This is a genomic window from Acidovorax sp. FHTAMBA (assembly GCF_038958875.1).
Classification (GTDB): Bacteria; Pseudomonadota; Gammaproteobacteria; order Burkholderiales; family Burkholderiaceae_C; genus Acidovorax.
Map to the genome: position 1 here is coordinate 4,390,495 of NZ_CP152407.1, position 26,562 is coordinate 4,417,056.

General features: G+C 66.8%; 28 protein-coding genes. 24 read left to right on the forward strand and 4 right to left on the reverse strand.

Features of this window, described 5'->3' with window-relative positions; all coding sequences use genetic code 11:
- Positions 1-293 precede the first annotated feature (293 nt).
- Positions 294-1,010 carry an RNA polymerase sigma factor FliA gene (locus AAFF19_RS20465; protein ID WP_342720897.1) on the forward strand — a complete coding sequence of 239 codons (717 nt, stop codon included), beginning with the start codon at positions 294-296 and terminating at the stop codon, positions 1,008-1,010.
- 226 nt (positions 1,011-1,236) lie between these two features.
- On the opposite strand, the gene AAFF19_RS20470 is transcribed toward AAFF19_RS20465, so the two are convergent.
- From AAFF19_RS20470 to flgA, 3 genes are all read right to left on the reverse strand, one after another.
- On the reverse strand, positions 1,237-1,611 hold the full coding sequence (locus AAFF19_RS20470) for a hypothetical protein (protein WP_008904412.1): 375 nt from the start codon (positions 1,609-1,611) through the stop codon (positions 1,237-1,239).
- Positions 1,612-1,673: 62 nt separating this feature from the next.
- Entirely contained in the window at positions 1,674-1,994 is a 321-nt protein-coding gene (flgM, locus tag AAFF19_RS20475; RefSeq protein ID WP_342720898.1) for a flagellar biosynthesis anti-sigma factor FlgM, read from the reverse strand.
- A gap of 93 nt (positions 1,995-2,087) precedes the next feature.
- The gene (gene flgA, locus AAFF19_RS20480) at positions 2,088-2,819 is read right to left on the reverse strand and encodes a flagellar basal body P-ring formation chaperone FlgA (RefSeq protein ID WP_182120215.1); all 732 of its coding nucleotides are present in this window, start codon (positions 2,817-2,819) and stop codon (positions 2,088-2,090) included.
- A 241-nt stretch (positions 2,820-3,060) separates the two neighbouring features.
- On the opposite strand from flgA, the gene flgB reads away from it, so the two are divergent.
- The 14 genes from flgB to AAFF19_RS20550 all read left to right on the forward strand — a co-directional run bounded on the left by flgB (position 3,061) and on the right by AAFF19_RS20550 (position 16,253).
- Entirely contained in the window at positions 3,061-3,495 is a 435-nt protein-coding gene (gene flgB, locus AAFF19_RS20485) for a flagellar basal body rod protein FlgB (protein WP_342720899.1), read from the forward strand.
- 34 nt (positions 3,496-3,529) lie between these two features.
- Positions 3,530-3,934 (forward strand): flagellar basal body rod protein FlgC, encoded by a 405-nt coding sequence (flgC, locus tag AAFF19_RS20490; protein WP_008904416.1) that lies wholly within the window; start codon positions 3,530-3,532, stop codon positions 3,932-3,934.
- Between the two features lie 15 nt (positions 3,935-3,949).
- The gene (locus AAFF19_RS20495) at positions 3,950-4,609 is read left to right on the forward strand and encodes a flagellar hook capping FlgD N-terminal domain-containing protein (RefSeq protein WP_182120190.1); all 660 of its coding nucleotides are present in this window, start codon (positions 3,950-3,952) and stop codon (positions 4,607-4,609) included.
- Positions 4,610-4,633: 24 nt separating this feature from the next.
- Positions 4,634-5,893 (forward strand): flagellar hook protein FlgE, encoded by a 1,260-nt coding sequence (gene flgE / locus AAFF19_RS20500; RefSeq protein ID WP_342720900.1) that lies wholly within the window; start codon positions 4,634-4,636, stop codon positions 5,891-5,893.
- Complete coding sequence (locus AAFF19_RS20505; protein WP_342720901.1) at positions 5,890-6,063, forward strand: hypothetical protein; 174 nt, start codon at positions 5,890-5,892, stop codon at positions 6,061-6,063. Before flgE ends, AAFF19_RS20505 begins: the two co-directional genes overlap by 4 nt.
- A 15-nt stretch (positions 6,064-6,078) precedes the next feature.
- Positions 6,079-6,819 carry a flagellar basal-body rod protein FlgF gene (gene flgF / locus AAFF19_RS20510; protein ID WP_342720902.1) on the forward strand — a complete coding sequence of 247 codons (741 nt, stop codon included), beginning with the start codon at positions 6,079-6,081 and terminating at the stop codon, positions 6,817-6,819.
- Positions 6,820-6,837: 18 nt separating this feature from the next.
- Positions 6,838-7,611: a flagellar basal-body rod protein FlgG gene (gene flgG, locus AAFF19_RS20515; RefSeq protein WP_008904421.1), complete on the forward strand. Its 774-nt coding sequence runs from the start codon at positions 6,838-6,840 to the stop codon at positions 7,609-7,611.
- 11 nt (positions 7,612-7,622) lie between these two features.
- A complete protein-coding gene (locus AAFF19_RS20520; RefSeq protein WP_342720903.1) occupies positions 7,623-8,336 on the forward strand; it encodes a flagellar basal body L-ring protein FlgH in 714 nt (237 codons plus the stop codon).
- Positions 8,337-9,326: a hypothetical protein gene (locus tag AAFF19_RS20525; protein WP_342720904.1), complete on the forward strand. Its 990-nt coding sequence runs from the start codon at positions 8,337-8,339 to the stop codon at positions 9,324-9,326.
- Between the two features lie 133 nt (positions 9,327-9,459).
- Positions 9,460-10,599: a flagellar basal body P-ring protein FlgI gene (locus AAFF19_RS20530; protein WP_342720905.1), complete on the forward strand. Its 1,140-nt coding sequence runs from the start codon at positions 9,460-9,462 to the stop codon at positions 10,597-10,599.
- Positions 10,600-10,615: 16 nt separating this feature from the next.
- On the forward strand, positions 10,616-11,536 hold the full coding sequence (gene flgJ / locus AAFF19_RS20535; RefSeq protein WP_342720906.1) for a flagellar assembly peptidoglycan hydrolase FlgJ: 921 nt from the start codon (positions 10,616-10,618) through the stop codon (positions 11,534-11,536).
- A gap of 175 nt (positions 11,537-11,711) precedes the next feature.
- Positions 11,712-13,682 carry a flagellar hook-associated protein FlgK gene (flgK, locus tag AAFF19_RS20540; RefSeq protein WP_342720907.1) on the forward strand — a complete coding sequence of 657 codons (1,971 nt, stop codon included), beginning with the start codon at positions 11,712-11,714 and terminating at the stop codon, positions 13,680-13,682.
- 20 nt (positions 13,683-13,702) lie between these two features.
- Complete coding sequence (gene flgL / locus AAFF19_RS20545) at positions 13,703-14,956, forward strand: flagellar hook-associated protein FlgL (RefSeq protein WP_182120182.1); 1,254 nt, start codon at positions 13,703-13,705, stop codon at positions 14,954-14,956.
- 64 nt (positions 14,957-15,020) lie between these two features.
- Positions 15,021-16,253: an HDOD domain-containing protein gene (locus AAFF19_RS20550; RefSeq protein WP_182120181.1), complete on the forward strand. Its 1,233-nt coding sequence runs from the start codon at positions 15,021-15,023 to the stop codon at positions 16,251-16,253.
- Between the two features lie 76 nt (positions 16,254-16,329).
- Here AAFF19_RS20550 and AAFF19_RS20555 read toward each other — a convergent pair whose 3' ends face one another.
- The gene (locus AAFF19_RS20555) at positions 16,330-17,829 is read right to left on the reverse strand and encodes a PLP-dependent aminotransferase family protein (protein ID WP_182120180.1); all 1,500 of its coding nucleotides are present in this window, start codon (positions 17,827-17,829) and stop codon (positions 16,330-16,332) included.
- Between the two features lie 167 nt (positions 17,830-17,996).
- Between AAFF19_RS20555 and AAFF19_RS20560 the strand changes: the two genes are divergently transcribed.
- The 9 genes from AAFF19_RS20560 (at position 17,997) to AAFF19_RS20600 (ending at position 26,542) form a co-directional block, all read left to right on the forward strand.
- Positions 17,997-18,611 carry a LysE family translocator gene (locus AAFF19_RS20560; RefSeq protein ID WP_008904430.1) on the forward strand — a complete coding sequence of 205 codons (615 nt, stop codon included), beginning with the start codon at positions 17,997-17,999 and terminating at the stop codon, positions 18,609-18,611.
- The gene (locus AAFF19_RS20565) at positions 18,608-19,513 is read left to right on the forward strand and encodes a DMT family transporter (protein WP_182120179.1); all 906 of its coding nucleotides are present in this window, start codon (positions 18,608-18,610) and stop codon (positions 19,511-19,513) included. The genes AAFF19_RS20560 and AAFF19_RS20565 overlap by 4 nt, the downstream gene beginning before the upstream one ends.
- Positions 19,514-19,634: 121 nt before the next feature.
- Entirely contained in the window at positions 19,635-20,840 is a 1,206-nt protein-coding gene (locus AAFF19_RS20570) for a PLP-dependent aminotransferase family protein (protein WP_182120178.1), read from the forward strand.
- A gap of 146 nt (positions 20,841-20,986) precedes the next feature.
- Positions 20,987-21,616, forward strand: coding sequence for a glutathione S-transferase (locus AAFF19_RS20575; RefSeq protein ID WP_182120177.1), 630 nt, complete (start codon positions 20,987-20,989; stop codon positions 21,614-21,616).
- Between the two features lie 12 nt (positions 21,617-21,628).
- Entirely contained in the window at positions 21,629-22,492 is an 864-nt protein-coding gene (locus AAFF19_RS20580) for a PhzF family phenazine biosynthesis protein (RefSeq protein ID WP_182120176.1), read from the forward strand.
- 171 nt (positions 22,493-22,663) lie between these two features.
- Complete coding sequence (locus AAFF19_RS20585; protein ID WP_182120175.1) at positions 22,664-23,539, forward strand: PhzF family phenazine biosynthesis protein; 876 nt, start codon at positions 22,664-22,666, stop codon at positions 23,537-23,539.
- A complete protein-coding gene (locus tag AAFF19_RS20590; protein WP_182120174.1) occupies positions 23,536-24,258 on the forward strand; it encodes a VOC family protein in 723 nt (240 codons plus the stop codon). The genes AAFF19_RS20585 and AAFF19_RS20590 overlap by 4 nt, the downstream gene beginning before the upstream one ends.
- The gene (locus tag AAFF19_RS20595) at positions 24,255-25,241 is read left to right on the forward strand and encodes a threonine dehydratase (RefSeq protein ID WP_182120173.1); all 987 of its coding nucleotides are present in this window, start codon (positions 24,255-24,257) and stop codon (positions 25,239-25,241) included. The genes AAFF19_RS20590 and AAFF19_RS20595 overlap by 4 nt, the downstream gene beginning before the upstream one ends.
- A gap of 212 nt (positions 25,242-25,453) precedes the next feature.
- On the forward strand, positions 25,454-26,542 hold the full coding sequence (locus AAFF19_RS20600) for a cyclase family protein (protein WP_182120172.1): 1,089 nt from the start codon (positions 25,454-25,456) through the stop codon (positions 26,540-26,542).
- Positions 26,543-26,562 lie beyond the last annotated feature (20 nt).

Here is a 26,562-nt window from a genome sequence, read left to right on the forward strand (position 1 = left end):
CTGAACCGTCCGGAGCTTTTGACCAGAGCGTGTTATGCACTTATACGTACCCACGTTGACCCCAGAGGCCGGTGATCGCAAGGCGCAGTGCGCAGCCAGGGCCGTTGCCCTGGCAAGTGCTGCAACGCGGCGAGTGCCTGCCTCTGGGGTCAGCCCGGAGGGAAAGCCGGGGCAAGGCCCGGCCACGTCGTTGCAGGCCGCTGGCAGTATGGATACTGCGACGCGTCCTGCGTCTCGTTGTCGGGCCTTGCCCCGGCTTTCGTGGGCACGTATAAGTGCATAACACGCTCTCTATGTACACCTCCAAAGGCCAGCTCGATCGTGATGCGACCATCCGCCAGCACGTGCCGCTGGTGCGAAGGATTGCGCACCACATGATCGCCAAGCTGCCCCCCAATGTGGAGCTGGACGACCTGATCCAGGTGGGCATGATGGGCCTGGCGGAAGCCCTGTCGCGCTACGAAGTGACCCAGGGTGTGCAGTTCGAAACCTTTGCCACCCAGCGCATCCGGGGCGCCATGCTCGACGAGTTGCGCGAGGGCGACTGGATGAGCCGCAGCTCGCGCAAAAGCCAGAAAGACATCGAGCACGCGGTGCAGCGGCTGGAGCAAAAACTCGGCCGCAGCCCGCTGGAGTCGGAAATCGCCAGCGAAATGGGCATGGGCCTGCCCGAATACCAGAGCCTGCTGGGCAAGGTGCGGGGCACGCAGCTGGTGTACCTGGAAGACATGACCCGCGGCAACGAGGACGATGACGGTTTCCTCGACCGCCATGTGGCCGACAGCGACGCCGACCCGATGGAATTGCTGCGCGACCAGCGCCTCAAGATATCGCTGGTCAACGCCATCAAGACCCTGCCCGAGCGCGAGCAGCACATCATGGGCATGTACTACGAGCACGACATGAACCTCAAGGAGATTGCCGCCGTGCTGGGGGTCACCGAATCCCGCGTGTGTCAGCTGCACAGCCAGTCCATCGCCCGCCTGCGGGCCAAAATGCGGGCGCACTGAGCGCGACCCGTCTCCCGGCTGCGCCGGGTGGGCATTCAGAAGCACTCACGAGTACTTTTGAGTCGGCACGAACCCCATTGAACCGTTCGGGCTTTTAAAGCATCAACAGGGTGCCGACTCCATAAAACAATAGCTGCTTGCGCTTGTCAGTCAATGGTTTCAGACCGTTATCTATCTGAAACTCAATAACGACAAGCGCAAGCAGCTATCTTTTTTGGGTTTGAGCTTATCCCGCCGACTTGTAGATGCGTGCCACGCCCGCTTTGCCGGGCTGCACCGCCCTACCGTCACCATAGGTGGCGGGTGTGCCGGCCTCGGGCAGCAGGCCTGCAACCTGCCGGTCGGCGTTGGCGGACAGCCTTGCCAACCCTTCGCGCTGGTTGGCCAGCATGGCGCCAATGGCCTCTACACGCTGTTGCAGCGGCGCGGGCAAGGGCTGGCCCCGCTGCGCAGACTGCTCCAGCGCGTAGGTCAACTGCGCCGCCGCGTCACGCAGCGCGGTGCTGCTCTTTTCCAGGGATTGGGGATCTGCCGCCAGAAGGGCGGCAGAGACTTTTTCGATCAGCTGCTCAACAGCCGAGAGGGATTCTTCCAGTGGCATGGCGCATTGTGCGGTGGATGGCGCCTGCCTGCCAAAAAAGTTGCGATGCGATGGGGGATCAATCAGCCACGCGAGCGGGCCAGGATTTCTGCGGCGTTGGAGAGCATCTTGTCGGCAATGGCGTCCGCGTTCACCGAGAACGTGCCTTTCTCGATGGCGGTGCGCACGGCCTGGACCTTGCCAGCATCAAAATCGGCAGTGGAGCGGGCCGTCTGGTTCAGCGCACGCGCAGCAGTGGAAACGGTGACAGGCACACCGGCGGATGACACCGCCGCAGCATCTTTGGCAGCCCCTTCAGCAGCGCTGGGGGGGCTTTTGGCTTGCTTGGCAAGCCCCGTCTGCGCCAAGGCGCCCGGGAGTTCCGGTTGTTGACCAATCTTCATCGCTCTCTCCACCACCCCGTTTGATGTGGGGCACAGTAGCAATGTTTTCGACCCATTTGGCCGGGACTTTAGCGATTTATCGCGCCAACGTCATCACAGCGCGACCACAACAGTCCCAGATTCGTTCACAGTACCGCTAATGATTCGACCATTGTCCATGCGAATGCGAACAATCTGCCCTGCGACACCGGCCGACATGGCCTGCCCCGCCGAGGCGACCGCATAGCCCGGGCCCTGCGCCAGCACCTTGACCTGGGCCCCGGCCCGGAACAGCTGGGGCGCCCGGACCATGCTTTGGCGCAGCGCCTGGCCCGCAACCAGCGGGCGCGCTGCCACCTGCCCCACCCACATTTCCGGGTTGGCCATGACGGGCGCCGATTCCTCGGCCCAGTCCACCTCGGCCTCCATGGCGTCCTGGGCGGAGAGCACCGTGCCCGTCGCCACCGGGCCGGTCAACACCCACGCCGGGCCGAAGGCCTTGACGGTGACCGGCAGGAACACGTTCCAGGCGGTGGGCCCTTCGACACACCGCAGCCCCAGCCGGGTACGCCCCCAAAGCTTGGCGCCCGTTGGCAGATAGGGCTCGACCCGCGCGCACGGCGCCAGCCGCAGGCGCGAATCCAGCGAGCCAACGCTCACTTCCATGCGCAGGGGCAATCCAGCGGCCTGGTTGCGCGACATGGCGTCGTCCAGCCAGCGCTGGGTCAGTGGGCCGAGATCGGTGCCCGGGTCTGGAGCGGCCTGGGCCAGAGCGGCGCCGCTGCCCGCCAAGGCCAGCACACCCAGGGCGCACGCGCGAACCAGGCGGGCGGCAAGGCGGGGCATTGCAGAAGAAAAACGGATTGATGGCATGGGGGCCTCCTGGGCATTGCTGCACTGCCCGCACGGGCGGCAAAGACTATTTCACGACTGGAACTATAGGCACGCCGGGCGCGGGCAAAACCCGGAACTGCGCGTGCAATGGCGCGTTCTTCGCGCTTTAGCAAAACGCACCCGCTTTCACAATCGAACCACGCCGGAACCTGCCCCCGGCTCTGTTGAATGCAACCCAGGGTGTGAGGCCAACATGCTTGACAAGATGACCAACCGGATGGACTTCCTCGGAAACGCGCTGATCCTGCGCGCCGAGCGCCAGCGCGCCATCGCAAGCAACATTGCCAACGCAGACACCCCCGGTTATGTGGCCCGCGACTTCCGTTTTGCAGATGCCATGCGCGAGGCCACCGGCTCCGGCGACAGCCGCATGGCGGCAGGCACTTCCGTCGGCACCCAGGGCGCCACCGACCCCCGCCACATCCCGCTGCCCGCTGCCAGCTCAGGCACAGGCGCCCCCGGCACACTGGGCTACTCCGTGCAATCACAGCCCAGCCTGGACAACAACACGGTCGATCTGGACCGCGAGCGGGCCAACTTTGTCGACAACGCGGTGCGCTACGAGACCACGCTGCGCTTCATCAATGGCAACGCCAAAACCATGCTCAGCGCGATCCAGGGCCAGTAACCGATAGCCCCGCCGCGCAGAAAGCGAGTTCCCCATGTCCATGTTCTCCATCTTCAGCGTCTCTGGAAGTGCCGTCAGTGCCCAGTCCCAGCGGCTCAACGTGGTGGCCAGCAACCTGGCCAACGTCGACGCCGTGGCCGGGCCCGATGGCCAGGCCTACAAGGCCCGCCAGGTGGTGTTCCAGACCGCACCCATGGGCCCGGAAAGCTCGGCCGGTGTGCGCGTGAGCGCCATCAGCGAAAGCGACTCCCCGGGCCGCCGGGTGCACGACCCCAGCCACCCGCTGGCCGACGACCAGGGCTACGTGACCCATTCCAACGTCAACGCCGTGGAGGAGATGGTCAACATGATCTCGGCCTCCCGCTCCTACCAGAACAACGTCGAAGTCATGAACACGGCCAAGACGCTGCTCCTCAAGACCCTGCAGATGGGCCAGTAACACCAGGACACCGCCATGATTTCCAGCGTCACCTCCTCCACGGCCCCGGGCACCGCGGCTTCTTCCAAGACGGAATCCGCCACCGACCCGGCTGCCGCGCAAGACCGGTTCCTGAAGCTGCTGGTTGCGCAGCTGAACAACCAGGACCCGATGAACCCCCTGGACAACGCCCAGATGACCTCGCAGATCGCGCAGATCAACACCGTCACCGGCATCCAGCAACTCAATGACACCGTGAAGGGGCTGGTCAGCCAGTTCGCCGCCCAGCAGCTGATGCAGGGCAGCGCCATGGTGGGCCGCCAGGTGCTGGTGGAGGGCAACAGCCTGGCGCTGGACAGCGAAACCAGCAAAGCGACGGGCGCCTTCGACCTTGCAGGCTCTGCGGCCAGCGTGAAGGTTCAGGTGCTGGATGCCACCGGCAAAGAGCTGGGCACCGTGGACATGGGTGCGCTGCCTGCGGGGCGCTACAACTTTGCATGGGACGCCGCCGGCTACGAGGGCGACAGCGCAGGCCTGCGTTTCAAGGTGCTGGCTGCCAATGGGGAGGTGCCTGTCGCCTCCTCGGCCCTGACCATCGACACCGTGTCCGCCATCAGCATGGACAACGGCACGCTGCAAATGCAGCTGGCCCGCGGCGGCATGACCACCCAATCCGGCATCAAGGCCATTCTGTAATTCGATTCCTCTCAGGAGCACACCATGGGTTTCCAACACGGCCTCTCGGGCCTGAACGCCTCCAGCAAGAACCTGGATGTGATCGGCCACAACATCGCCAATGCCAATACCACCGGTTTCAAGGCCTCGCGCGCCGAGTTTGCCGAGATGGTGGCCGCCTCGATGGGCGGCGGTGGCGGCAACTACGGTATCGGGGTGGAGGTGGCTGCTGTGGCGCAGCAGTTCTCCCAGGGCAACGTCAACGTCACGGGCAACAACCTGGATGTGGCCATCAACGGCAATGGCTTCTTCAAGGTGATGCAGACGGATGGCACCCCCGCGTACACGCGCGCGGGCAACTTCAAACTGGACAAGTCCGGCGACCTGGTGACCAACAACGGCGCGCAGGTGATGGGGTTCCGGGTGGACCCGGCAACGGGTCTGAGCACGTCGGAAGCACAGCCGCTGAGCTTTCCCACCGGTGCGCCCATCGAAGCCAAGCAGACCCTGAACATGACCGCCACGCTGAACCTGGATGCGCGCGCCAAGGACGCAGCAGGTGATCCGGCCGCCACTCCGCCCGTTCCACCCACACCGCGCTCCACCTATGGAACGTCCATCAATGTGTACGACACGCAGGGTGTGCCCATTCCCGTCAACCTGTACTTCGAGAAGAATGGCTCCAACAACTGGGACGTCTATACGCAGCTGGATGATCCGACCGCTGTTCCGCCAGTCGTGGCAACCCCCATTGGCCAGCTTGCCTTCGACGGAAACGGAAAGTACGACCCGGCCGCCAGCACGGTCCCCATGGTGGTCAATGTTGATCCCGCCACCTCCAATCCGAACAACCCGCCCGCTCCCTGGGACGTGAACATCGATTTCGACAGCGTCACCCAGTTCGGCAGCAAGTTCGCCGTGGCCGACCTCACGCAGGACGGCTACGCCTCGGGCGACCTCACCAGCATCAACATCTCCAACAACGGGATGGTCATGGCCAGCTACTCCAACGGCGTGACCCGGGCCGAGGCGCAGGTGGCTCTGGCCAACTTCCGCAACCCGCAGGGCCTGCTGGCCGTGGGCGGCAACAACTGGGTGGAATCGTTTGACTCCGGCCCGGCCGTCATGGGCAAACCGGGCGATGGCAACTTCGGCGCACTGCGCTCCGGCGCACTCGAAGACTCCAACGTGGACCTCACGGCAGAGCTGGTGAACATGATGACCGCCCAGCGCGCCTACCAGGCCAACGCACAGACCATCAAGACGCAGGACCAGGTGATGTCCACCCTGGTGAATCTGCGATGAAGCAACACCCCCCTGTGGCGCTGCGCGCCTTCCCCCCGCTCTCGCAACGCTGCGCGCTGCGGGCGAGGGGACGCAGCCAGCGCGGCGGGGCGGCCCTTGCGCGGCTGCCCTCGCTCGGGGCGCGCCAGTTTCTGGCGTCGCGCGCACAGGGCGACCGGGTGAAAAACTAAAAGGAAAGCACGACCATGGACCGCATCATTTACACCGCGATGACCGGCGCCAACGCGGCCGCCCACCGGCAGGCCGTGCTGTCCAACAACCTCGCCAACGCCTCCACCCAGGGGTTCCGTGCAGAGATGTCCACCTTCCGCTCCGTGCCCATCCAGGGCGATGGCTCCACCACCCGCGTGTTTGCGCTGGAGGCCACGTCGGGCCATGTGAGCACACCCGGCCCCGCGCAGACCACGGGCCGCAACCTCGATGCCATGGCCCAGGGCAATGCCTGGTTCGCGGTGCAGGGGCTGGACGGCACGGAGGCCTATACACGCGCGGGCCAGTTCGAAGTGTCGAACAACGGTCAGCTGGTGACGCCCCAGGGCTTGCCCGTGCTGTCGGACGGTGGTGCGCCCATCGACGTTCCCCCCAACGCCACGGTCACCCTGTCACCGGATGGCACCGTCTCGGCCCGGGTGGGCAACGAGCCGCCCGTGGCAGCCGGCCGCATCAAGCTGGCCACGGCGAACGCGGAGAACCCGGTGCGCCGCGGTGACGACGGCCTGTTCCGCGCGGCCAACGGCAACGCCCTTGCCGCCGACCCCAATGCCCGCATGCAGCCGGGCGCGCTGGAAGGCTCCAACGTCAACGCGGTGGAAAGCATGGTGGGAATGATTGCGGCCTCGCGCCAGTTCGAGCAGCAGATGCGCCTGTTGCAGACCGCCGAAACCAACGACAAGTCCGCCGGCCAGCTGCTCAGCCTCAACGGCTAAAGGAAAGGAAACCCTGCCATGATGAATTCCCTCTGGATTGCCAAGACCGGCATGACCGCCCAGCAGACCAACCTGGACGTGATCTCGCACAACCTGGCCAACGTCTCCACCACCGGTTTCAAACGCAACTTCGCGGTGTTTCAGGACCTGATGTACCAGAACCACCGGCAGGTGGGCGCACAAACCGGAGACGACACGCAGCTGCCCACCGGCCTGCACTTGGGCCTGGGGGTCAATGTGGGCTCCACCTCGCGCAATTTCATGCAGGGCTCGCTGGCCAACACCGGCAACGCGCTGGACATTGCGGTCAACGGTCAGGGCTTCTTCCAGATCCAGATGCCCGACGGCACTACCGGCTACACGCGCGCCGGCAATTTCACGCGCAACGGCAACGGCGACGTGGTCACGAACGAGGGCTATCCGCTCATTCCGGCCATCAACCTGCAGATTGGCGACACCCTCGACATCGGCCCGAACGGCCAGGTCTCGATCACCCGCGCCGGCGTCACCACGGCGGGGCCGCAAATCGAGCTGGCCAATTTCGTGAACCCGGCCGGGCTGGAGCCGCTGGGCAACAACCTGTATCGCGAAACCGTGGCGTCCGGCGGCCCCGAGGCCGGCAACCCCCTGACCAATTCGCTGGGGGAAATCCGGCACAAATTTCTGGAAAACTCCAACATCAACGTGGTGGAAGAGCTGGTCAGCATGATCCAGACCCAGCGCGCCTACGAGATGAATTCCAAAGCCATCCAGACATCTGACCAGATGCTGGCCAAGCTGTCCCAACTGTAAGGAGCGCCAAGATGACCTCCCTCCTGCGACTGACCGGCTCCGTGGCCCTCGCCCTGCTCGCTACCGGCTGCGCCACCCTGAACCCGCCGCCACCCGTGGACGTGCTGTCCACCGCGCCGCCGGTTCTCGCCCCCGCCCAGCCGCGCAACGCCGTGCCTGCCACAGGCAGCCTGTTCCATACCGCCAGCTACCGGCCGCCACTCGAAGACCAGCGGGCACGCTTTGTGGGCGACATGGTCACCATCCGGGTTTTCGAGAAAATCAAGGCCAGCCAAAACAGCCGGTCGAACGTTGACCGCGACGGCAGCGTTGGCGGCGGTATCACAGCGCTCCCTCTGCTCGGTGCTTCCACAGCAGCAAAGATCGCCGGGCGCTCGGCCATGAAAGCTGGTTACGACAACGATTTCAAGGGCGGCGGCAAAACGACCAGCGAAAATGAATTCGACAGCAAGATAACCACCATCGTCACCGAAGTGCTGCCCAATGGTCACCTCGTCATCACGGGTGAAAAGCAGGTGGGCGTGAACCGCAGCGTGGATGTGCTGCGGTTCTCGGGCATCGTCGATCCTCGCCATCTCAGCCGCGAAGCACAGCATGCAGGCAGTGTCATCGACTCGATATACGTTGCCAACGTGCGCGTAGTCTCCCGCGGCCAGGGCGAGCAGGCGGAGGCCCAGGCCATCGGCTGGCTGACACGCGCCTTCAACTCCATCACGCCTTTCTAAATGAACCCCCTGGTCGCTCGGTTTCTCCGCCTCTCCGCCTCGGCGCTGGTGCTGTGCGGCGGCCTGGCCACCGCGCAGGATCTGCGCGACCCGCCCGACCAGACCTTTACCGTCTGGCCCAACATCCCGGTGGTGCGCGCGTCGGACCTGGGCGACTATGGCCAGGACCGCAAAATCTTTGCCGACCTGCACACTGCCAAGGCCGACCCGGCCAAGACACTGGAAGCACTGCAGGCGGTGGACCAGCTGCAGGCACACCACGAGCGCATGGCGCTGGCCCAGCTGGGCCGCACGGTCAATACGCAGTTCATTGGCGAGGTGGACAAGCAAAGCCGCCGCATCAATGGCGCGCGGCCCCGGTTGCGCTTCGAGTTCTCGGGCATCTCGCCCGATGAGCTGCAGCGTGCCGCCGCGCTGGATGCTGCGGCCCGGCAGGCGCTGCAGGACAAGGCGCGCAACGTGGCACTGGCCGCCTACATCAGCTACACGCGCCTGCAGGAGACGCTGGTGCAGGCCACCGTCACGCTGGTGCGGCTGGGCACCGGCGCATCGCAGAGCTTCACCGTCACCGCCCCGGTGCAGGAGCTGGGCGAAGCGCTGGCGCGCGCCGTGGTGGACTACTTCAGCGGCACGCGCTTTTCCGCCCACCAGAACCCTTTGGGCGCTGCACAGTGGCTGCTGTCTGCGCCGGGGCATGCAGACCAGCTGGTATCGCGCGACATGGCGCAGCGCTATTGCCAGTCGCAGCAGGCGGCACTGCCCACCGTCGAAGAAATGGAAGCCGCCGAGGCCGCGGGCTTCTACGGCGGCGGCGTGACCCTGCGGCCCCACACCCCCTACCACGTGCAGACCGGCCTGTACGACCCCGCCGACGATGCCGGCAAAGTGCACCCCAACTACATCGCCAGCGTGCGCAACGGGTACTACTACTGCATCCGCAACCCGCTTCCAGCTGCCCAGGCGCAACGCCCGAAAAATCAAAAAAGATAGCTACCCGCGCTTGATGGATAAGCGCCAGAGGCCAATTTGGCTTGAAATCAAGCCCACTTTGTGACCCCAACAAGCGCCGGAAGCCGCCTCTTTTCACGCTTTAGCTGGCGGCACAGCTCTCCACAATGGAGGCATGAACCTCCTGCCTTTGTCCCGCCGCATTGCCTACCTGGCCGCACTCGCAATGCTGACCCTGGCCCTGCCCGCGCAGGCGCTGCGCATCAAGGAAGTCGCCGCCGTGCAGGGGGTGCGCAACAACCAGTTGTCGGGCTACGGACTGGTGGTCGGCCTGGACGGCACGGGCGACAAATCGGGCATGCCCATCACCGGGCAGGCCATGCAGAACTACCTGCAGCAGATGGGCATCAGCCTGCCGCCGGGCTCGGCGGCCCTCAAGCTCGACAACGTGGCCACCGTGGTGGTCACGGCCCAGCTGCCGCCGTTTGCGCAGCCCGGCCAGATGATCGACGTGACCGTGTCCTCCATCGGTTCGGCCAAGTCCATCAAGGGCGGCACCCTGATTGCCACGCCCCTGCGGGGCGCCGACGGCGAGATCTATGCCATTGCCCAGGGCAACCTGGTGGTGGCGGGCGCCGGTGCCACGGGTGGCCGCGCCAACACGGCGGGCGACCGCAGCAGCGTGCAGGTCAACCACCTGAGCGCCGGCCGCATCCCTGACGGGGCGCTGGTGGAGCGCTCGGTGCCCACCCCGCTGCACGAAGGCGACACCATCACACTGGGGCTCAATGCCTCGGACTTCCAGACCGCGCGCACCGTGGCGCAGGCCATCAACGCACGGCGGGGCCCGGGTACGGCCGAAGCGCTGGACGCACGCACCGTGCGCGTGCAGGCGCCGCCCGATGCGCATGCCCGCGTGAACTTCATTGCCGAGCTGGAAGAGTTGCCGCTGCCCGAAACGCCCCGCGCGGCCAAGGTGGTCATCAACGCGCGCACGGGCTCCATCGTTCTGAACCAGGCCGTGACGCTGGGCCCGTGTGCCATTGCGCACGGCAACCTGTCGGTGATCATCGACGAGACCCCGGTCATCAGCCAGCCCAACCCGCTGTCGCGCGGCCAGACGGTGTCGGCCGTCAAGAGCGACATTGCCATCCAGTACGACGGCGGCAAGGTGGTCAACATGCCGGCTGCACCGCTGCTGAGCGATGTGGTGCGCGCGCTCAACAGCCTGGGCGTAACGCCCCAGGATCTGCTGGCCATCCTGCAGGCCATCAAGGCCGCCGGCGCCCTGAACGCCGAGCTGGAAGTGATCTGACCCCGGAGGAGCAGCCATGGCCCTCACCTTGCCTTCCTCCACCACGACCAGCAGCACCACGAATGCGCTGGCGGTGGACATCCGCTCGCTCAACGCGCTCAAGGTCGATGCGGGTGCGGCCAACAGCGCCCAGGCCACGCGTGAGGTGGCCAAGCAGTTCGAATCGCTGTTCATGCGCGAGCTGATCAAGAGCATGCGCGACGCCACGATGAAATCGGGCCTCATGGAGGGCGAACAGGCCAACCTCGGCCAGGACATGCTCGACCAGCAGCTGTCGATCAGCATGTCGGGCATGCAGGGCGGGCTGTCGGAGGCGATTGCACGCCAGCTCTCGCGCCAGATGGGCGGTGCCGACACCAGTTTCTCCGTGCCTTCCACGCTCAGCCTGCCGCAGGCACAGTCCCGCGCAACATTGCCCTCCACATCGATGCCTGCCGAAGCCACGACCCAGGTTCCCAGGGGCCGCGATGGCTTTGTGCAGCACCTGAGCGGCACGGCCGAACGCGTGGCGCAGGAAAGCGGCATTCCCGCAAGCTTCATGCTGGGCCAGGCCGGGCACGAAACCGGCTGGGGCAAGAGCGAGATCCGCCACAAGGACGGCTCCAATTCGTTCAACCTGTTCGGCATCAAGGCCACCAAGGCCTGGACGGGCAAGGTGGCCGAGATCACCACCACCGAATACATCAACGGCAAGGCCCAGAAGGTGACGGCCAAGTTCCGCGCCTACGACTCGTACGAGGATTCGTTCCGCGACTACGCCCGCCTGATCAAGGAAAGCCCGCGCTACGAGAAGGCCGAGTCTGTGGCCCAGTCCGGCTCGGCCATGGCCTATGCCTCGGCGCTGCAAAAGGCGGGGTACGCCACCGACCCCGAATACGCCAGAAAGCTCAGTGGCGCCATCAACAGCGTGCTGCGCGCACAGCGGGCGCAGGCTTGACCATGCAAACACCCCCTGAGTCGCTTCGCGCCTTCCCCCTCTCTCGCTTCGCGGGAGGGGGACGCCCCCAGCGCGGCGGGGCGGCCCTTGCGCGGGGGCACTGGCTAGGGCCGCGCCAGTCTCACGCGCTGGGGGTGCAGGCAGCGCTGGGGATCGCTGAAATGCGAGGTGAGTCATGAGCTTGCTTAACGTGGGCGCCCGCGCCCTGCTGGCCAACCAGGTGGCCCTGCAAACCGCAGGCCACAACATCGCCAATGTGAGCACCGCAGGCTACTCGCGCCAGACCGTGGTGCTGCAGACTGTGCAAGGCCAGTTCACCGGCGGTGGCTACATCGGCAAGGGCGTGGACGTGCAGACCATCTTGCGCAACCACAGCGAGCTGCTCACGCGGCAGGCGACGGCGGCGTCCTCGGTGGACGCGGGCGACACCGTGCGCATGGCCCGCTTGCGCCAGCTGCAGGAAGTCTTTAGCGGTGGCCCGAGCGGCATCGGCGCGTCCATCAACGACATGATGAATGCCCTGTCGGATGTGGTGAGCTCGCCCACGGACCTCACCGCCCGCAGCGTGGCCCTGACGCGCATGGACGAAACCGCCGCGCGCATGCGCGATGCCTCGCAACGGCTCGACGAGATCGGCTACACCGTGGCCGAGCAGCTCAAGGGCAGCATGATCGCGGTCAACAGCCTGGCCAGGAACATTGCCGCCGTGAACGAGCAGATTGCCCGGGCCAAAGGCAACGGCCAGCCCGCCAATGACCTGCTGGACCAGCGCGACCAGCTGATCCGCGACCTGAACCAGCACATCCAGACATCACAGGTGGCTGCCGATGACGGCTCGGTCAGCGTTTTTGTGGCTGGCAGCCAGCCCCTGGTGCTGGGCAACAAGGCTGCCCTGCTGTCGATCGAGGACCCCGCGGATTTTGGCGCGGGCAGCGGCAAGAAGGTGCTCACCTTCCAGCAACCCGGCTCGGCCACCAAGGTGGAGCTGAACGAAAGCATGCTGGGCGGCGGCCAGGTGGCAGGCCTGCTGCGCTTTCAGAACAACGATCTGGCCGAAGGGCGCAACCTGCTCGGGCGCATGGCCATCGCCATCAGCGAGTCGATGAACACGCAGAACCGGCTGGGGCTGACGCTGGACGGCACCCCCGGTGAAAACCTGTTTGCCCCGATCAGCCTGGGCAATGCCGTCACCGGCAGCGCCAACACATCGGGTGCCACGATGGGGCTGCAGGTGGCCGACCCCACCAGGCTGCAGGCGTCCAGCTTCGAGATCGCCTTCACAGGCGCGGCCGCCGGGTCGGTGACACGCCAATCGGACAACAAGGTGTTCGTTTTCGCAACCCTGGGCGAGCTGTCGACCATCATGGGCAACAACGGCCTGGCCATCAATGACGGCGGTGCGCCGCCTGGCGCGTTTGCAGGCGCGGCGGCTGGCGACCGGTTTCTGGCAAACCCGATGGTTGGCGCGGCGGCGGAATTCAAGGCACTGCAGTACTCGCCGGTGGACCTGGCGGCTGCCAACCCGGTCAACGCAGCTATGGGGGCAGCGAATGGGGGTACGCTCCAGCTGGCATCCCTGAAGGCGACTGGCCCGATCACGCAACCGGCCACGGGCAGTCCTGTCACGATTGCCTTCACGGCGGGATCGCCTGCAACCTATTCGGCTACGGTTCCCGGCCCACCCATAGCAACCATCGCTACCGGCAACTACGTTTCCGGCGAGACCATCGCCATCAATGGCTGGGAAATCACGCTGCAGGGCGCACCCAAAAGCGGCGACACCGTCACGGTGGGCGCCGCCACTGACGCGCAGTTTGGTGACTGGTACAAGCGCGACGCGGGCAACGCGCGCGCCCTGATGGACCTGCGCGATGTGCAGATGTTCGACGGCGCGACCCTGTCCGACGGGTTTGCCAGCGCCATGGCGCAGGTGGGCACGCGCACGCAGAGCGCGCAGTACGCGGCCGAGCTGTCGTCCGCCATTGCCGCCAACCTGGAGCGCGACCGCACGGCCGTCTCGGGCGTCAACCTCGATGAGGAAGCTGCCCGCCTGATCCAGTTCCAGCAGGCCTACCAGGCATCTGCCAAGATGCTGCAGATTGCGCAGAACATTTTCGACACCCTGATCCAGGGGCTGGGCCGCTGACGGCCTGAACGGAGTCCTCCATGAGCAACTCTCTCTACCGGGTGAGCACCGCCAACCAGTACGACACGGCACTGCGCAACATCGGCCAGCGGCACACCTCCCTGTCCAACCTGCAGGAAAACCTGACCTCCGGAAAACGGGTCGTGCGGCCCAGCGACGACCCGGTGTCGGCTGCGCAGGCGGAGCGGGCCATCAACCGTCTGGCGCGCATCCAGACCGAGCAGCGCGCACTGGAAACCCAGCGCAATGCCATCGCCCAGGCCGAGTCTGCGCTGGGTGATGCCATCGGGCTCATGCAGAACTTCCGCGAGCTGACAGTGAGCGCCGGCGGCGGCACCTTGACGCCCAATGACCGGGCCACCATCGCCAACCAGCTGCAGGGGCTGCGCGAGCAGATGGTTGAAGTGGCCAACCGCAAGGACACCAACGGCGTGCCGCTGCTGGGCGCGCTGGGCAGCGCCCTGGCACCTTTCCTGGGCCCGCTGACCACCACGCCAGACTACAGCTTCGCCGGCCTGCCGGGGCAAACCTCCAGCACCGGGGTGACCATCCCGGGCATGCTGGACGGAGACTCTGCCTTCATGTTCAACCCGCAGCGCGACGGCGTTTACAACGCGGCGGTGAGCGCCATCCCGAACACCCGGCAGCTCACGACGTCCGCCGTCACCCCGGTGGACAAGTCACTGGTCACGGGCGACAACTACACCATCGCCTTCAGCGCCGTGGGCCCGGGTGCGACGCCGGGCACCAGCACCGCGACCTACACCCTTACCAACACAACCACCGGTGCTATATCTGCACCCGTGACTGTGCCCGACTACCCCTCGGACAAGCCGTTGACCATCGCCATGACCGACATTCCGGGGCTGAGCTTCACCATCACCGGCAACCCGGCCAACGGCGACACCATCACGCTGCAGCCGAGCCCCAGCATATTCAGCACGCTGGACAGCGCCATCCGCGACATCCGCGACGCGCCCAACAGCAATGCGGCCATCCAGGCAGTGGGGCAGGCCCTGGCCAACATGGACATCGGAATGGAACGCCTGCACAACATGCGCGGTTACGCGGGCGAGTTGCTCAACCGCGCAGACCGCATCACGGGCGACCAGGAAAAGCGCTCCGTACAGCTGGAAGGCGACCGCTCGCGGGCCGAAGATCTCGATATGATCAAGGGCATTTCGGACTTCCAGAACCAGCAGGTAGGCTACGAGGCTGCGCTCAAGTCTTACGCGCAGGTTCAGAGACTCTCGCTGTTCAACTACATCGGTTAATGCCCGTTTGCGGGGGTGCAGGAGGCACTCCGTGACCAGGGCCCATTACATTGCCTGAGAGCACATGGCCCAATCCGTTCTTGGCAGCCTCATCCTGGGCTACCGCCCTTTGTGGAACCGCACCCGCAAGCTGGCGGGCATCCAGCTTTACGCGCACAACGAAGCATCGGTTGCGGTGGATGCAGCGCATCTGCTGCGCACCCTGCAGGAGCTGTGGACCGCCAGCTCGCCGCCGCTGCTCATATCGGCCCAGACACGCCAGCTGCTGTGCGACCTGCTGGAGCATGCGCCGCGCGGTGCGCCGTGGATCGAGGTGCGCGGAGACTGGCTGTCCGATTCGGCGATCTACGCACGGGTGCGGGCGGCGCACCAGCGGGGGCTCAAGCTGGTGTGGCGCGGTGGCGCCCACCAGTTGCCCGAAGCCGATGTGGCGCGCTGTTTTGACAACAGCCTGCTCACCCTGCGCCCCGAAGATGCCGCAGCCGCGCTGCAGGCCGCCCCCCCTGCCCGCCCGGGCGCAACGCCGCAAGCGCCGCGCGCCGCAAGCCCGGTGCTGGCGGGACAGATGTACGAGGGCGTGGCAAGCCGGGCGCTGATGGAGCTGTGCCTGGACCACAGCAACGCGCTGGCCCTGGCGGGCTGGCCATCGGAAGACGTGCTGTACGGCCTGCGCCACCATCCCCAGCAACCTTCGCACGCGGTGATCTTCAAGCTGATGAAGGCGATTGACGCCGAGCAATCGCTGGAAACGTTTGAAGACATCATGGGCGAAGACCCGCTGCTGGCGTACCGCTTCATGGTCTACACCAACTCGGCGGCCCTGGGCCTGCGCACCGGCATCGACTCGCTGCGGCGCGGGCTGGTGATGATGGGGTACGGCTCCATCAAGCGCTGGCTGTCCGACCAGCTGCCCCATGCCAGCACCGACCCCAACATGCACCCGGTGCGCGAAACCATGGTGATGCGCGCCCGGCTGACTGCGCACCTGCTTGATGCCGGGATCGAGCACGACCTGCGGCGCGAGATCTACCTGTGTGGCCTGCTCTCGCACATCGACGAACTGCTGGGCGAGCCGCTGGGCACCATCTTGCGCCGCCTGCCATTGTCCGAACGCATCTATGACGCCACCGTGCTGAACACCGGCCCCTACACCGGCGGCCTGCAAATGGCCTGCGCGCTGGAGACGGACGACGCCAGCGCGATCCGCCAGCTGTGCGAAACCTTCGAGATGGATCTCGAAGAGGTCAACCGCGCGTTGCTGCGCGTTCTTGCCGACCTCGACGTAGAGCGAAAATAAGCATGTTTTTGGCCGCCAGCGCTTATCCATCAAGCGCGAGCAGCTATCATTTTTAACATCTCCGGGCGCTGCTCCGTCAACGCCCCTGCTGCTCGGCCCGCACGCGCTGGAAGACCTTCCAGAACGCCGCGTCCTGTGTGGTGGCGAAGTTGATGCGCATCAGCGTGCTGGGTTTGCGCTCGGCGTGGAACAGCGCGCCAGGCGCCAGCAGATAGCCCTCGTCGAGCATGCGCTGCGACAGCGCGTCGGTATCCACCCCCGTTTCCACCCAGCCAAACAGGCCCACCGGTTCGGCGGCAAACGTGCAGCCCGCGCCCAGCGCCAGCTTGACGCTGCGGGCGCGCGCGGCATCCAGCCGCGTGCGGATGCGTTCGGCGTGGCGGCGCAGCTGGCCTTGCTCGATGCACAGGGCAAGGGCCTTTTCCAGCAGCGCAGGCGTGGTCAGCGTGGCCAGCAGCTTGGTGTCGAGCAGTTGCTCCACCAGTGCGTGCGGCGCGGCCATGAAACCGATGCGCCAGTTGGGCGCGAGGATCTTGGCAAATCCGCTCACGTAGATGGTGCGTGAGAGGCCGTCGAGCGCCGTGAGGCGCGTGGCATGCTCGGGCGCGATGTGGCTGTAGGTGTCGTCTTCCACCACGTAAAAGTTGTGCTGGTTGGCCAGCTGCAGGATGCGGTGCGCGCTGCCCGGCGTGAGGCAATAGCCCGTGGGGTTGTGGAACACGCTCACGCTCACGTAGAGCTTGGGCTTGTGCACCTCGCAGTAGCGGGCCATCACCTCCAGGTCGGGCCCGTCGGCGCGGCGCGGCACGGGCAGGATGTGCATGCCCAGCGCCGCCAGGCGCGCAAACTCCACGGCCCAGCCGGGCTCCTCCACCATCACCGGGTCGCCCGGGCGCAGCAGGGTGCGGCTCACGATGTCCAGCGCGTGCGTGGCGCCCACCGTGGTGATGATGTGCTCGGGCACCGTGTGCACGTTGAGCGTGGACAGCCTTTTGGCCAGCACGCACCGCAGCCCCGCATCGCCCAGCGGCTCTCCATACTGCAGCGAAAAATCCTGCAGGCTGCGCGAGTTGGTGACCTTGCGCACCGCAGCGGGCATGAAGGTGGACTCCAGCCACTCGGGCGGGAAGACCCCCATGCCGGGCTGCGGCTTGTCGCTGACCTTGTGGAACATCCCCCGGATCAGCGCCGTGGCGTTGACGGGCGACACCCCTGCAGCGGCGCGCCCGGCAGCACGTGCTGCCAACCCGTGGGCGGTGCTCCAGTTGCCGGCAGCGCTCTCCAGCGCAACGTCGGCGGGCCGGGCCTGCGCACCGGCGGGCAGGTCCGGCCCGCGCGGGGCGAGCCCACTTTCACGCACAAAGAATCCCCGGTTCTTGCGCGCCTCCACCAGCCCCTGTGCCAGCAGGGTGTCATAAGCGGCCACCACTGTGGACGGGCTCACGCCATGCTGCTGCGCGCACTGGCGCACCGACGGCAAACGCGCGCCGGGCGCCATGAGGCGGTTGCGGATGCGCTCGGCAAACCGGGCCGACAATTGCTCGGTGAGTGACTGGGTGGAAGATTTCATCAACATCGAATGCCCCCGGAGCGCGCGCCGCCAGCGCCTGTGTACTGTCCTGCCGGGCAATACAGTTTTGCAACTGCGCCGACTGTCTGTACTGGTTGTGTACTGGTGAGAAGATTACATTGAAGACCGCCCCGCCACAAGTGCCTCCCCCACTCTGCCCCCACCCTGCCCCCATGAGCGCCGCCGAACTCACCGCCCTGCTGCTGTTTTGCACCGCCATGAGCTTTTCGCCGGGGCCCAACACCACCTTGTCCACCGCGCTGGCGGCCAACCTGGGGCTCAGGCGGGCACTGCGCTTTTGCCTTGCGGTGCCCACGGGCTGGACGCTGCTCATGCTGGGCAGCGGCCTGGGGCTGGGGGCGCTGATCACAGGCGTGCCCGCGCTGCGCTGGGGCGTGACGCTGCTGGGCGTGGCCTACATGCTCTGGCTGGCCTGGAAGCTGTGCCGGGCGGGCAAGATGGCAGAGATCGACACCACGCACCTGAACGTGACGTTCTGGCAGGGGGTGGGTCTGCAGTTTGTCAACATCAAGGCCTGGATGCTGGCCCTCACCCTGAGCGCCGGCTGGGTGGTCAACGCCGCCGGGCAGCCCGCGCCCAACCCCGGCGAGCGGCTGGCCATCATCTGCGTGGTGATGATGGGTTTTGCGTTCACCAGCAACTTTGCCTATGCACTGATTGGCTCGCTGCTGCGCCAGTGGCTCGCCCAGGGGAGCCGCCTTCTGTGGTTCAACCGCCTGCTGTCGCTGGTGCTTGCCGCGACCGCACTGTGGATGCTGACGCTATGAAGGCCGATGAAATCCGGGGACTGTGGCTCGGACTGCTGGGCGTCACCATCTTTGCGCTGACCCTGCCCATGACGCGCCTGGCCGTGGGCACGCCCGAGGCGCCGCAGATGTCGGGTGTTTTCATTGCACTGGGCCGTGCCGTGGTGGCTGCAGGGCTGTCCGGCCTGTTTCTGCTGGCCACCCGCGCCCCCTGGCCGCGGCGTACTGACTGGTGGCCGCTGGCCATCACGGCGGCGGGGGTGGTGTTCGGCTTCCCGCTGTTCACCTCGGTGGCCATGCGCTATGTGGAGGCCGTGCACGCCAGCGTGATTGTGGGCGTGCTGCCGCTGGCCACGGCGGCGGTGGGCGCGCTGCTGCACCGTCAGCGCCCCTGTGCAGGCTTTTGGCTCTGCGCCGCCGTGGGCAGCGGCCTGGTGGTGGGGTTTGCGCTGCTGCGCTCGGGCAGCGCCGGCATGGCCCTGCACCCCGCTGATGCGCTGCTGCTCGCTGCGATGGCCTGTGCCGCTGTGGGATACGGCTATGGCGCCCGGCTGTCGCAACGCATGCGGGCCGAGCATGTGATCTGCTGGGCCTTGGTCATCTCCCTGCCCATCACCTTGCCCGCCAGTGTGCTGGCGCGCCCGGAAGGGGCCGTGCAGGCGTCTGCCTGGTGGGGTTTTGCGTACGTTGCGGTGTTTTCGATGTGGCTGGGCTTTTTTGCCTGGTACCGGGGGCTGGCCCTGGGGGGCACGGTGCGTGTGAGCCAGGTGCAACTGGTGCAACCGTTTCTGGGCATGCTGTTTGCCGTGCCCCTGCTGGGCGAGCGGCTGGACGCCGTCACGGTGGGTTTTGCGCTGGCCGTGATCGCCACGGTGTTTGTCGGCAAGAAGATGCCGGTGCGCGCGGCAGGAAACCCCCCATGAAGTGCCGCCTGCCCACCCGTGCCCGACAATGCGCCACCCCCACGGGCGGCCTTGCCGCACCCTCTTTTTTGAACAACTTAGTAACCGTAGCGGCCACGGCGGCCGCCCGCAGGAGACGAGAGTGAAACTGAACGACCTTCCCACCACCAGCACCTGGACCCTGGCACGCCGTGCCGAGCGCATGAACCCCTCGGTCATCCGCGAAATCCTGAAGGTCACCGAAAAGCCCGGCATCATCAGCCTGGCGGGTGGCCTGCCATCACCCAAGACCTTCCCGGTCTCCGCGTTTGCCGCGGCCTCGGCCGCTGTGCTGGCCAACGATGGCCCCGCCGCCCTGCAATACGCCGCCAGCGAAGGCTATGCACCGCTGCGCCAGGCGATTGCCGACTTTTTGCCCTGGGACGTGGACGCCGACCAGATCCTGATCACCACCGGCTCGCAGCAGGCGCTGGACCTGATCGCCAAGATCCTCATCGACACCGATAGCAGCGTGCTGGTGGAAACGCCCACCTACCTGGGCGCGCTGCAGGCCTTCACGCCCATGGAGCCCAACGTGGTGTCCGTGGCCAGCGACGACCAGGGCGTGCTGATCGACGATCTGCGCGCCAAGGTGGGCACGGGCGCGAACAAGGCGCGCTTTCTGTACGTTCTGCCCAACTTCCAGAACCCCACGGGCCGCACCATGAGCGATGCGCGCCGCGCCGAGCTGGTGGCCGCCGCCGCCGAGCTGAACCTGCCCCTGGTGGAAGACAACCCCTACGGCGACCTGTGGTTCGACGCACCGCCGCCGGCCCCGCTCACGGCCCGCAACCCCGAGGGCTGCATCTACATGGGCTCGTTCTCCAAGGTGCTGGCCCCCGGCCTGCGCCTGGGCTACATCGTGGCGCCCAAGGCCGTGTACCCCAAGCTGCTGCAGGCCAAGCAGGCGGCCGACCTGCACACGCCCGGCTACAACCAGCGACTGGTGGCCGAGGTGATGAAGGACGGCTTCCTGGACCGCCACGTGCCTACCATCCGCGCGCTGTACAAGCAGCAGTGCGAGGCCATGCTGGCCGCACTCGACAGGGAAATGCAGGGCCTCTCCGTGCACTGGAACCGCCCCGACGGCGGCATGTTCCTGTGGGTGCGCCTGCCGGAAGGCATGAGCGCCATCGATCTGCTGCCCAAGGCCGTGGAGCGCAATGTGGCCTTTGTGCCCGGCGCGGCCTTCTATGCCGACAACGCCGACCACCGCACCCTGCGGCTGTCGTTCGTGACCTCCACGGTGGAGCAGATCGCCACCGGCATCGCGGCGCTGGCCGCAGCGATCAAGGATGCGGCCCCCTGAGCGGCTGCGCCGCTTCCCCTTCTCTCGCTGCGCGGGAGGGGGACGCAGCCAGCGGCCTGGCGAAGCCAGTTCCGCGGCTACCTCGGATGATCGCGCCTTCTTCATGCACCCGGGGTCGCGCAACGCACCATGAAAGTCCATCAAGCATGCTAAGAGTCTGGGGAAGGATGTCGTCCATCAACGTGCGCAAGGTCGTGTGGGCCGTGCAGGAGCTGGGCCTGCCCTCGGTGCAGCGCACCGACGCGGGCGGCCAGTACGGCATCGTGCGCGAGGCGCGCTACCTGGGCCTCAACCCCAATGGCCTGGTGCCACTGATTGAGGACGAGGACACGGGCGTGACCCTGTGGGAGTCCAACGCCATCGTGCGCTACCTGTGCGCCCGGCATTCGCTGGGCAACCTGTACCCCGAAGACCTGCCCACGCGCTTTGTGGCCGAGCAGTGGATGGACTGGCAGCAGACCACGCTGAACCCCGCCGGGCGCGATGCCTTCATTCAGTGGATACGCACGCCCGCGGCCCAGCGCAACGATGCACTGATTGCCGCATCGGTGGCGGCCACGGAGCCCCTGCTGGCCCTGCTGGACGCCCACCTGGCGCGCCAGACCTTCATGGCGGGTGAGCGGTTCACGATGGTCGACATCCCGGTGGGTTGCGAGATCCACCGCTGGTGGAGCCTGCCGCAAGATCGCACCGCACGCCCCCACCTGGAGCGGTGGTACAACACGGTCAGCACCCGCCCCGGCGCCCGCGGGGTCCTGGACCAACCCCTCTCCTGACCGCGCCTCACCATGCACCAGCGCCCCTTCAAGCAGATCGACGTCTTCAGCGACCGCCCCGGCTACGGCAACCCCGTGGCCGTGGTGCTGGATGCCGACGGCCTGAGCGACAGCGACATGCGCCGCTTTGCGGCCTGGACCAACCTGTCGGAAACCACCTTTCTGATGCCGCCCACAGACGCCGGGCGCGCGGCCGGAGCCGACTACCGCCTGCGCATCTTCAGCCCCAATGGCGAGCTGCCTTTTGCGGGCCACCCCACGCTGGGCACCTGCCACGCTTGGCTGCAGGCAGGCCACCGTCCGCAACAAGACGGCATGGTGATCCAGGAATGTGCGCTGGGCCTGGTGCGCATTGCCCTGAGCGGCGACACCCTGGCGTTTGCGGCGCCCCCGCTCAAGCGCAGCGCCCCCAGCCCCGCGCTGGTGCCGCTGATTGCGAGCGCCCTGGGCCTGCGCCCGCAGCAGATTCTGGGTGCGCAGATGCTGGACAACGGCCCCGTGTGGCTGGGCCTGCTGCTCGACAGCGCCGACACGGTGCTGGGCCTGCACCCCGACCACGCCCGCCTGAAGGACCTGGGCCAGGACGTGGGCGTGATCCACGTGGGCCCAGCCGTCAGCAACACCGCCCAGCCCGGCGTGGTGGTGCGCGCGTTTGCCGCGCCCATGGGCAACCCCGAAGACCCGGTGACGGGCACCCTCAACGCGAGCCTGGCCGAATGGCTGATTGCCGATGGCCTGGCCCCCCGCAGCTACCTGGTGGCCCAGGGCGAATGCCTGGGCCGCGCGGGCCGCGTGCACATCCGCCAGGACGATGACCACCAGCTGTGGGTGGGTGGCCGTGCCGTCACCTGCATTGACGGGGTGGTGTTGCTGTGATCCGGCCTGGCTCCACCGTACCGCCGCCCAGCGGTTGACCCCCGGGGGGCCTCACGCCTTCCAGGCCCCAACCTCACCGAGCCCGCAGACACCGCCCACGCGCTGGTCTATCCCCCGGCGTGTCCGGCACTTCCATCATTTCAGCGTTTTTCAACATAGGACTTGACCACCATGCACCAACGCCCTTTCCAGCAAGTTGATGTCTTCACCGGGCAGCCCTACCGTGGCAACCCTCTGGCCGTGGTGCTGGACGGCTCCGGCCTCAGCACCGAAGCCATGCAGGAGTTCACCAACTGGACCAACCTGTCCGAAGCCACCTTTGTGCTGCCCCCCACGCCCGAAGGCCGCGCCGCCGGCGCCGACTACCGCGTGCGCATCTTCTGCCCCGGGCGCGAACTACCTTTTGCCGGCCACCCCACGCTGGGCAGCTGCCACGCTTGGCTGCGGGCGGGCGGCCAGCCGCAGGCGTCAGGCAAGGTGGTGCAGGAATGCGGCGTGGGCCTGGTCACGCTGCGGCAGGACGGCGAGCGCCTGGCCTTTGCTGCGCCTCCGCTGATCAGGAGCGGCCCGCTCGCTGAAGAGGACGTCGTGCTGATCGCCAGCGGCCTGGGCGTGGCGCGCAGCGACATCCTGCACCACGCCTGGTGCGACAACGGACCCAACTGGCGCGGCGTGATGTTGCGCAGCGGCAAGCAGGTGCTGGCGCTCAAGCCAGACGCCAGCATCCTCGGCCAGCTCGACGTGGGCGTGGTGGGCCCGCGCGGAAAAGTCGGCGTCATCGGCAGCACCGATGCCGAGGGCATCGCCTTTGAAGTGCGCGCCTTCTTCCCCGGCAACAACGGCCTGGCCGAAGACCCCGTGACCGGCAGCCTCAACGCCGCACTGGCGCAGTGGCTCATCGGCGCCGGGCTGGCACCCACGCAGTATGTGGCCGCCCAAGGCACCTGCCTGGGGCGCGCCGGGCGCGTATATGTGGAGCAGGACGGCGACACCATCTGGGTGGGCGGCAGCTCGGTCACCTGCGTGTCGGGCGAGGTGTTGCTGTGACCACATCCCCCTGCGCGCCCTGCGTGGACCATCTGGTGGTGCTGGCGGCCGACCTGGCGAGCGGAGTGGCCTGGTGCGAACGCACGCTGGGCATCACCCCCACAGCGGGCGGCGAACACCCGCTGATGGGCACACACAACCGCATCTTCAATGTCGGGAGCCCGGCGCATCCACGCGCCTACCTGGAGATCATTGCTATTAATAGAGAAGCTATTCCCGCAATACCATCAAGCGCCAGACGCTGGTTTGACATGGATGATGCCGCCTTGCAGCAGCAGGTGGCAGAGCAAGGCCCGCAGCTCATTCACTGGGTGGCCTCCGTGCCGGAGGTGGCCGCGCAGTGCGCAGCACTGGCGGCGCTGGACATCGAACGCGGCGCCATCATCACCGCCAGCCGCCCCACACCGAACGGCCTGCTGCAGTGGCAGATCACGGTGCGGGACGACGGTCTGCGCCTGATGGACGGCTGCCTGCCCACCCTGATCCAGTGGGGCAGCACGCACCCTTGCGACAGCCTGCCCGCCAGCGGCGTGCAGCTGCAGCGGCTCACGCTGCAGCACCCGCAGGCCACCACGCTGCAGGCCGCATGTGACGCCATCGGTGTCGGCCCGCTGGCCGCCGTCGCTGCAGGTAGCGCGCCCCGTCTCACTGCACTTTTCGCCACGCCGCTGGGCGCGGTCACCCTGTCGTCTTTGCCCGAAAAGAAAGCCGCCGCATGAACACCCGCCTCGACCCCACCGCCTTGCTGCCCACACTGGCCGAGATCGAAGCCGCCGCCGAGGTCGTGTACCGCGAATTTGCCGCCACGCCCCAGTACCGCTGGAGCCTGCTGAGTGCACGCCTGGGCACCGACTGCTGGCTCAAGCACGAAAACCACACGCCCGTGGGCGCCTTCAAGATCCGTGGCGGGCTGACCTACTTCGACCAGCTCGCCCAGCGCGGCGCGCTGCCCTCTGAGGTGATCAGCGCCACACGCGGCAACCACGGCCAGAGCATGGGCTGGTCCGCGCGCCGCCACGGCGTGGCCTGCACCATCGTCGTTCCGCGTGGCAACTCGGTCGAGAAGAACGCCGCCATGCGCGCACTGGGCGTCACGCTCATCGAGCACGGCAACGACTTTCAGGAAGCGCGCGAACACGCGATGCAATTGGCCGCCCGGCGCGGCGCGCACATGGTGCCCAGCTTCCACCCCGACCTGCTGCGCGGCGTGAGCACCTACTGGTGGGAATTCTTGCGCGCCGTGCCGCAGCTGGATGTGGTGTACGTGCCCATCGGCCAGGGCTCGGGCGCGTGCTCGGCCATCGCCGCCAAGCTGGCGCTGCAGCACCCCGTGCGCGTGGTGGGCGTGGTCAGCAGCCACGCCACCACCTATGCTGATTCGCTCGCGGCGGGCCGCGTGGTGGAGGCTCCCGTCACCACAGAGCTCGCCGACGGCATGGCCTGCCGCGTGGCCGATGCCGAGGCCCTGGCCGTGATGGCGCCCCACATCGATCACATCGTGCAGGTGAGCGACGCCGAGGTGGCTGCCGCCATGCGCGCCCTGTTCACCGACACGCACAACGTGGCCGAGGGCGCAGGCGCGGCGGGTTTTGCAGCGGCGCTGCAGGAAAGGCAGAGCCTGGCCGGCCAGAACGTGGGCGTGGCCCTGACCGGCGCCAACGTGGACGCGCCGGTTTTCGCAGGAATGCTGTCGGCGCACTGAAACGTGATACCTGGGTGTTTTGCCTGTCAAAACCAAACTTCAGCTGCCTACGCCAGCGCAACCGCAAAGGCGGCCCATTCATGTTGATTGCGAAAGGGTTTACCCGATCTTCCGTTTCATTCCTTGAAATTTTCATGATGGCGTTTGACGCCATCCGCACCGCCCCACCATAGTCTCCCCATCCGCAGCCACCTGCGGCAGGAGACGACACCATGCGATGGAAACAACGCCCTCCAGGCTCTAACTGGGGCGAGTTCGGACCCGACGACCAACTGGGGCGCGCCAACCTCATCGGGCCGGAGCAGGTTCTCAAGGGCGTACAGGAAGTGCGCGAAGGCATCAGCTTGTGTCTCTCGCTGCCGCTGGACCTTCCGGGCGGAAATGCGCTCAATGCAAGGCGCCATCCGCCGCGCCTGTCGCCCACCCGCAATGGCGATCGGCCCTACGTCAATTTCCCGCTCGGCCACGTCTATGCGGGCGCCACCGACGTGATCAGCGACGACCAGGTGCTGCTGTCGCTGCAGTACTCCACCCAGTGGGATTCGCTGGCCCATGTGGGCTCGCTCTTCGACACTGAGGGCGACGGCCAGCTGCGCACCACCTACTACAACGGCTACCGCGGCCACGAACATGTGCTGGGCCCTGTCGACCACGGGCTGCCCGCGCGCGACGCCGACGGCGCTCCCGGGCCGTACCGCCCCGTGTGCTGCGCGGGCCGACCCGCCGACGCCAGCGTGGCGCGCGCCCTGGGTGTGGAAAACCTCGCCAGGAAAGGCATGCAGGGTCGCGCGGTGTTGGTGGACCTGGCCCGCGTCTACGGCACCGACTTTCAGGACATCGGCTACGACCAGCTGATGAACGCCATGGCGCAGTGCGGTGCCACGGTGGAGCCGGGTGACATGTTGCTGCTGCGCACCGGCTTTGCAGGCCTCGTGTTGTCCATGCAGGGCCAGCCTGATGCCCACCGGCTGCACCACAGCTGCGCAGCCCTGGACGGCAGCGACCCGCAACTGCTGCAGTGGATCACCGACAGTGGCATCGCCGCACTGGTGGCAGACAACTATGCCGTCGAGCGCCACCCACCCACACGCGTGCCTCAGGACGGTTCCCCGTACGCCGTGGTACCCCTGCATGAGCACTGTCTGTTCAAGCTGGGGCTGCCACTGGGTGAGCTGTGGTACCTCGACGAACTCGCCGACGCACTGCACGCACGTGGCCGCACACGCTTTCTGCTCACCGCTGCGCCGCTGCGCCTGCCGGGTGCGGTCGGCTCACCCGTCACGCCCATCGCCACGCTTTGATGACCGAACCCTTCCCAAAC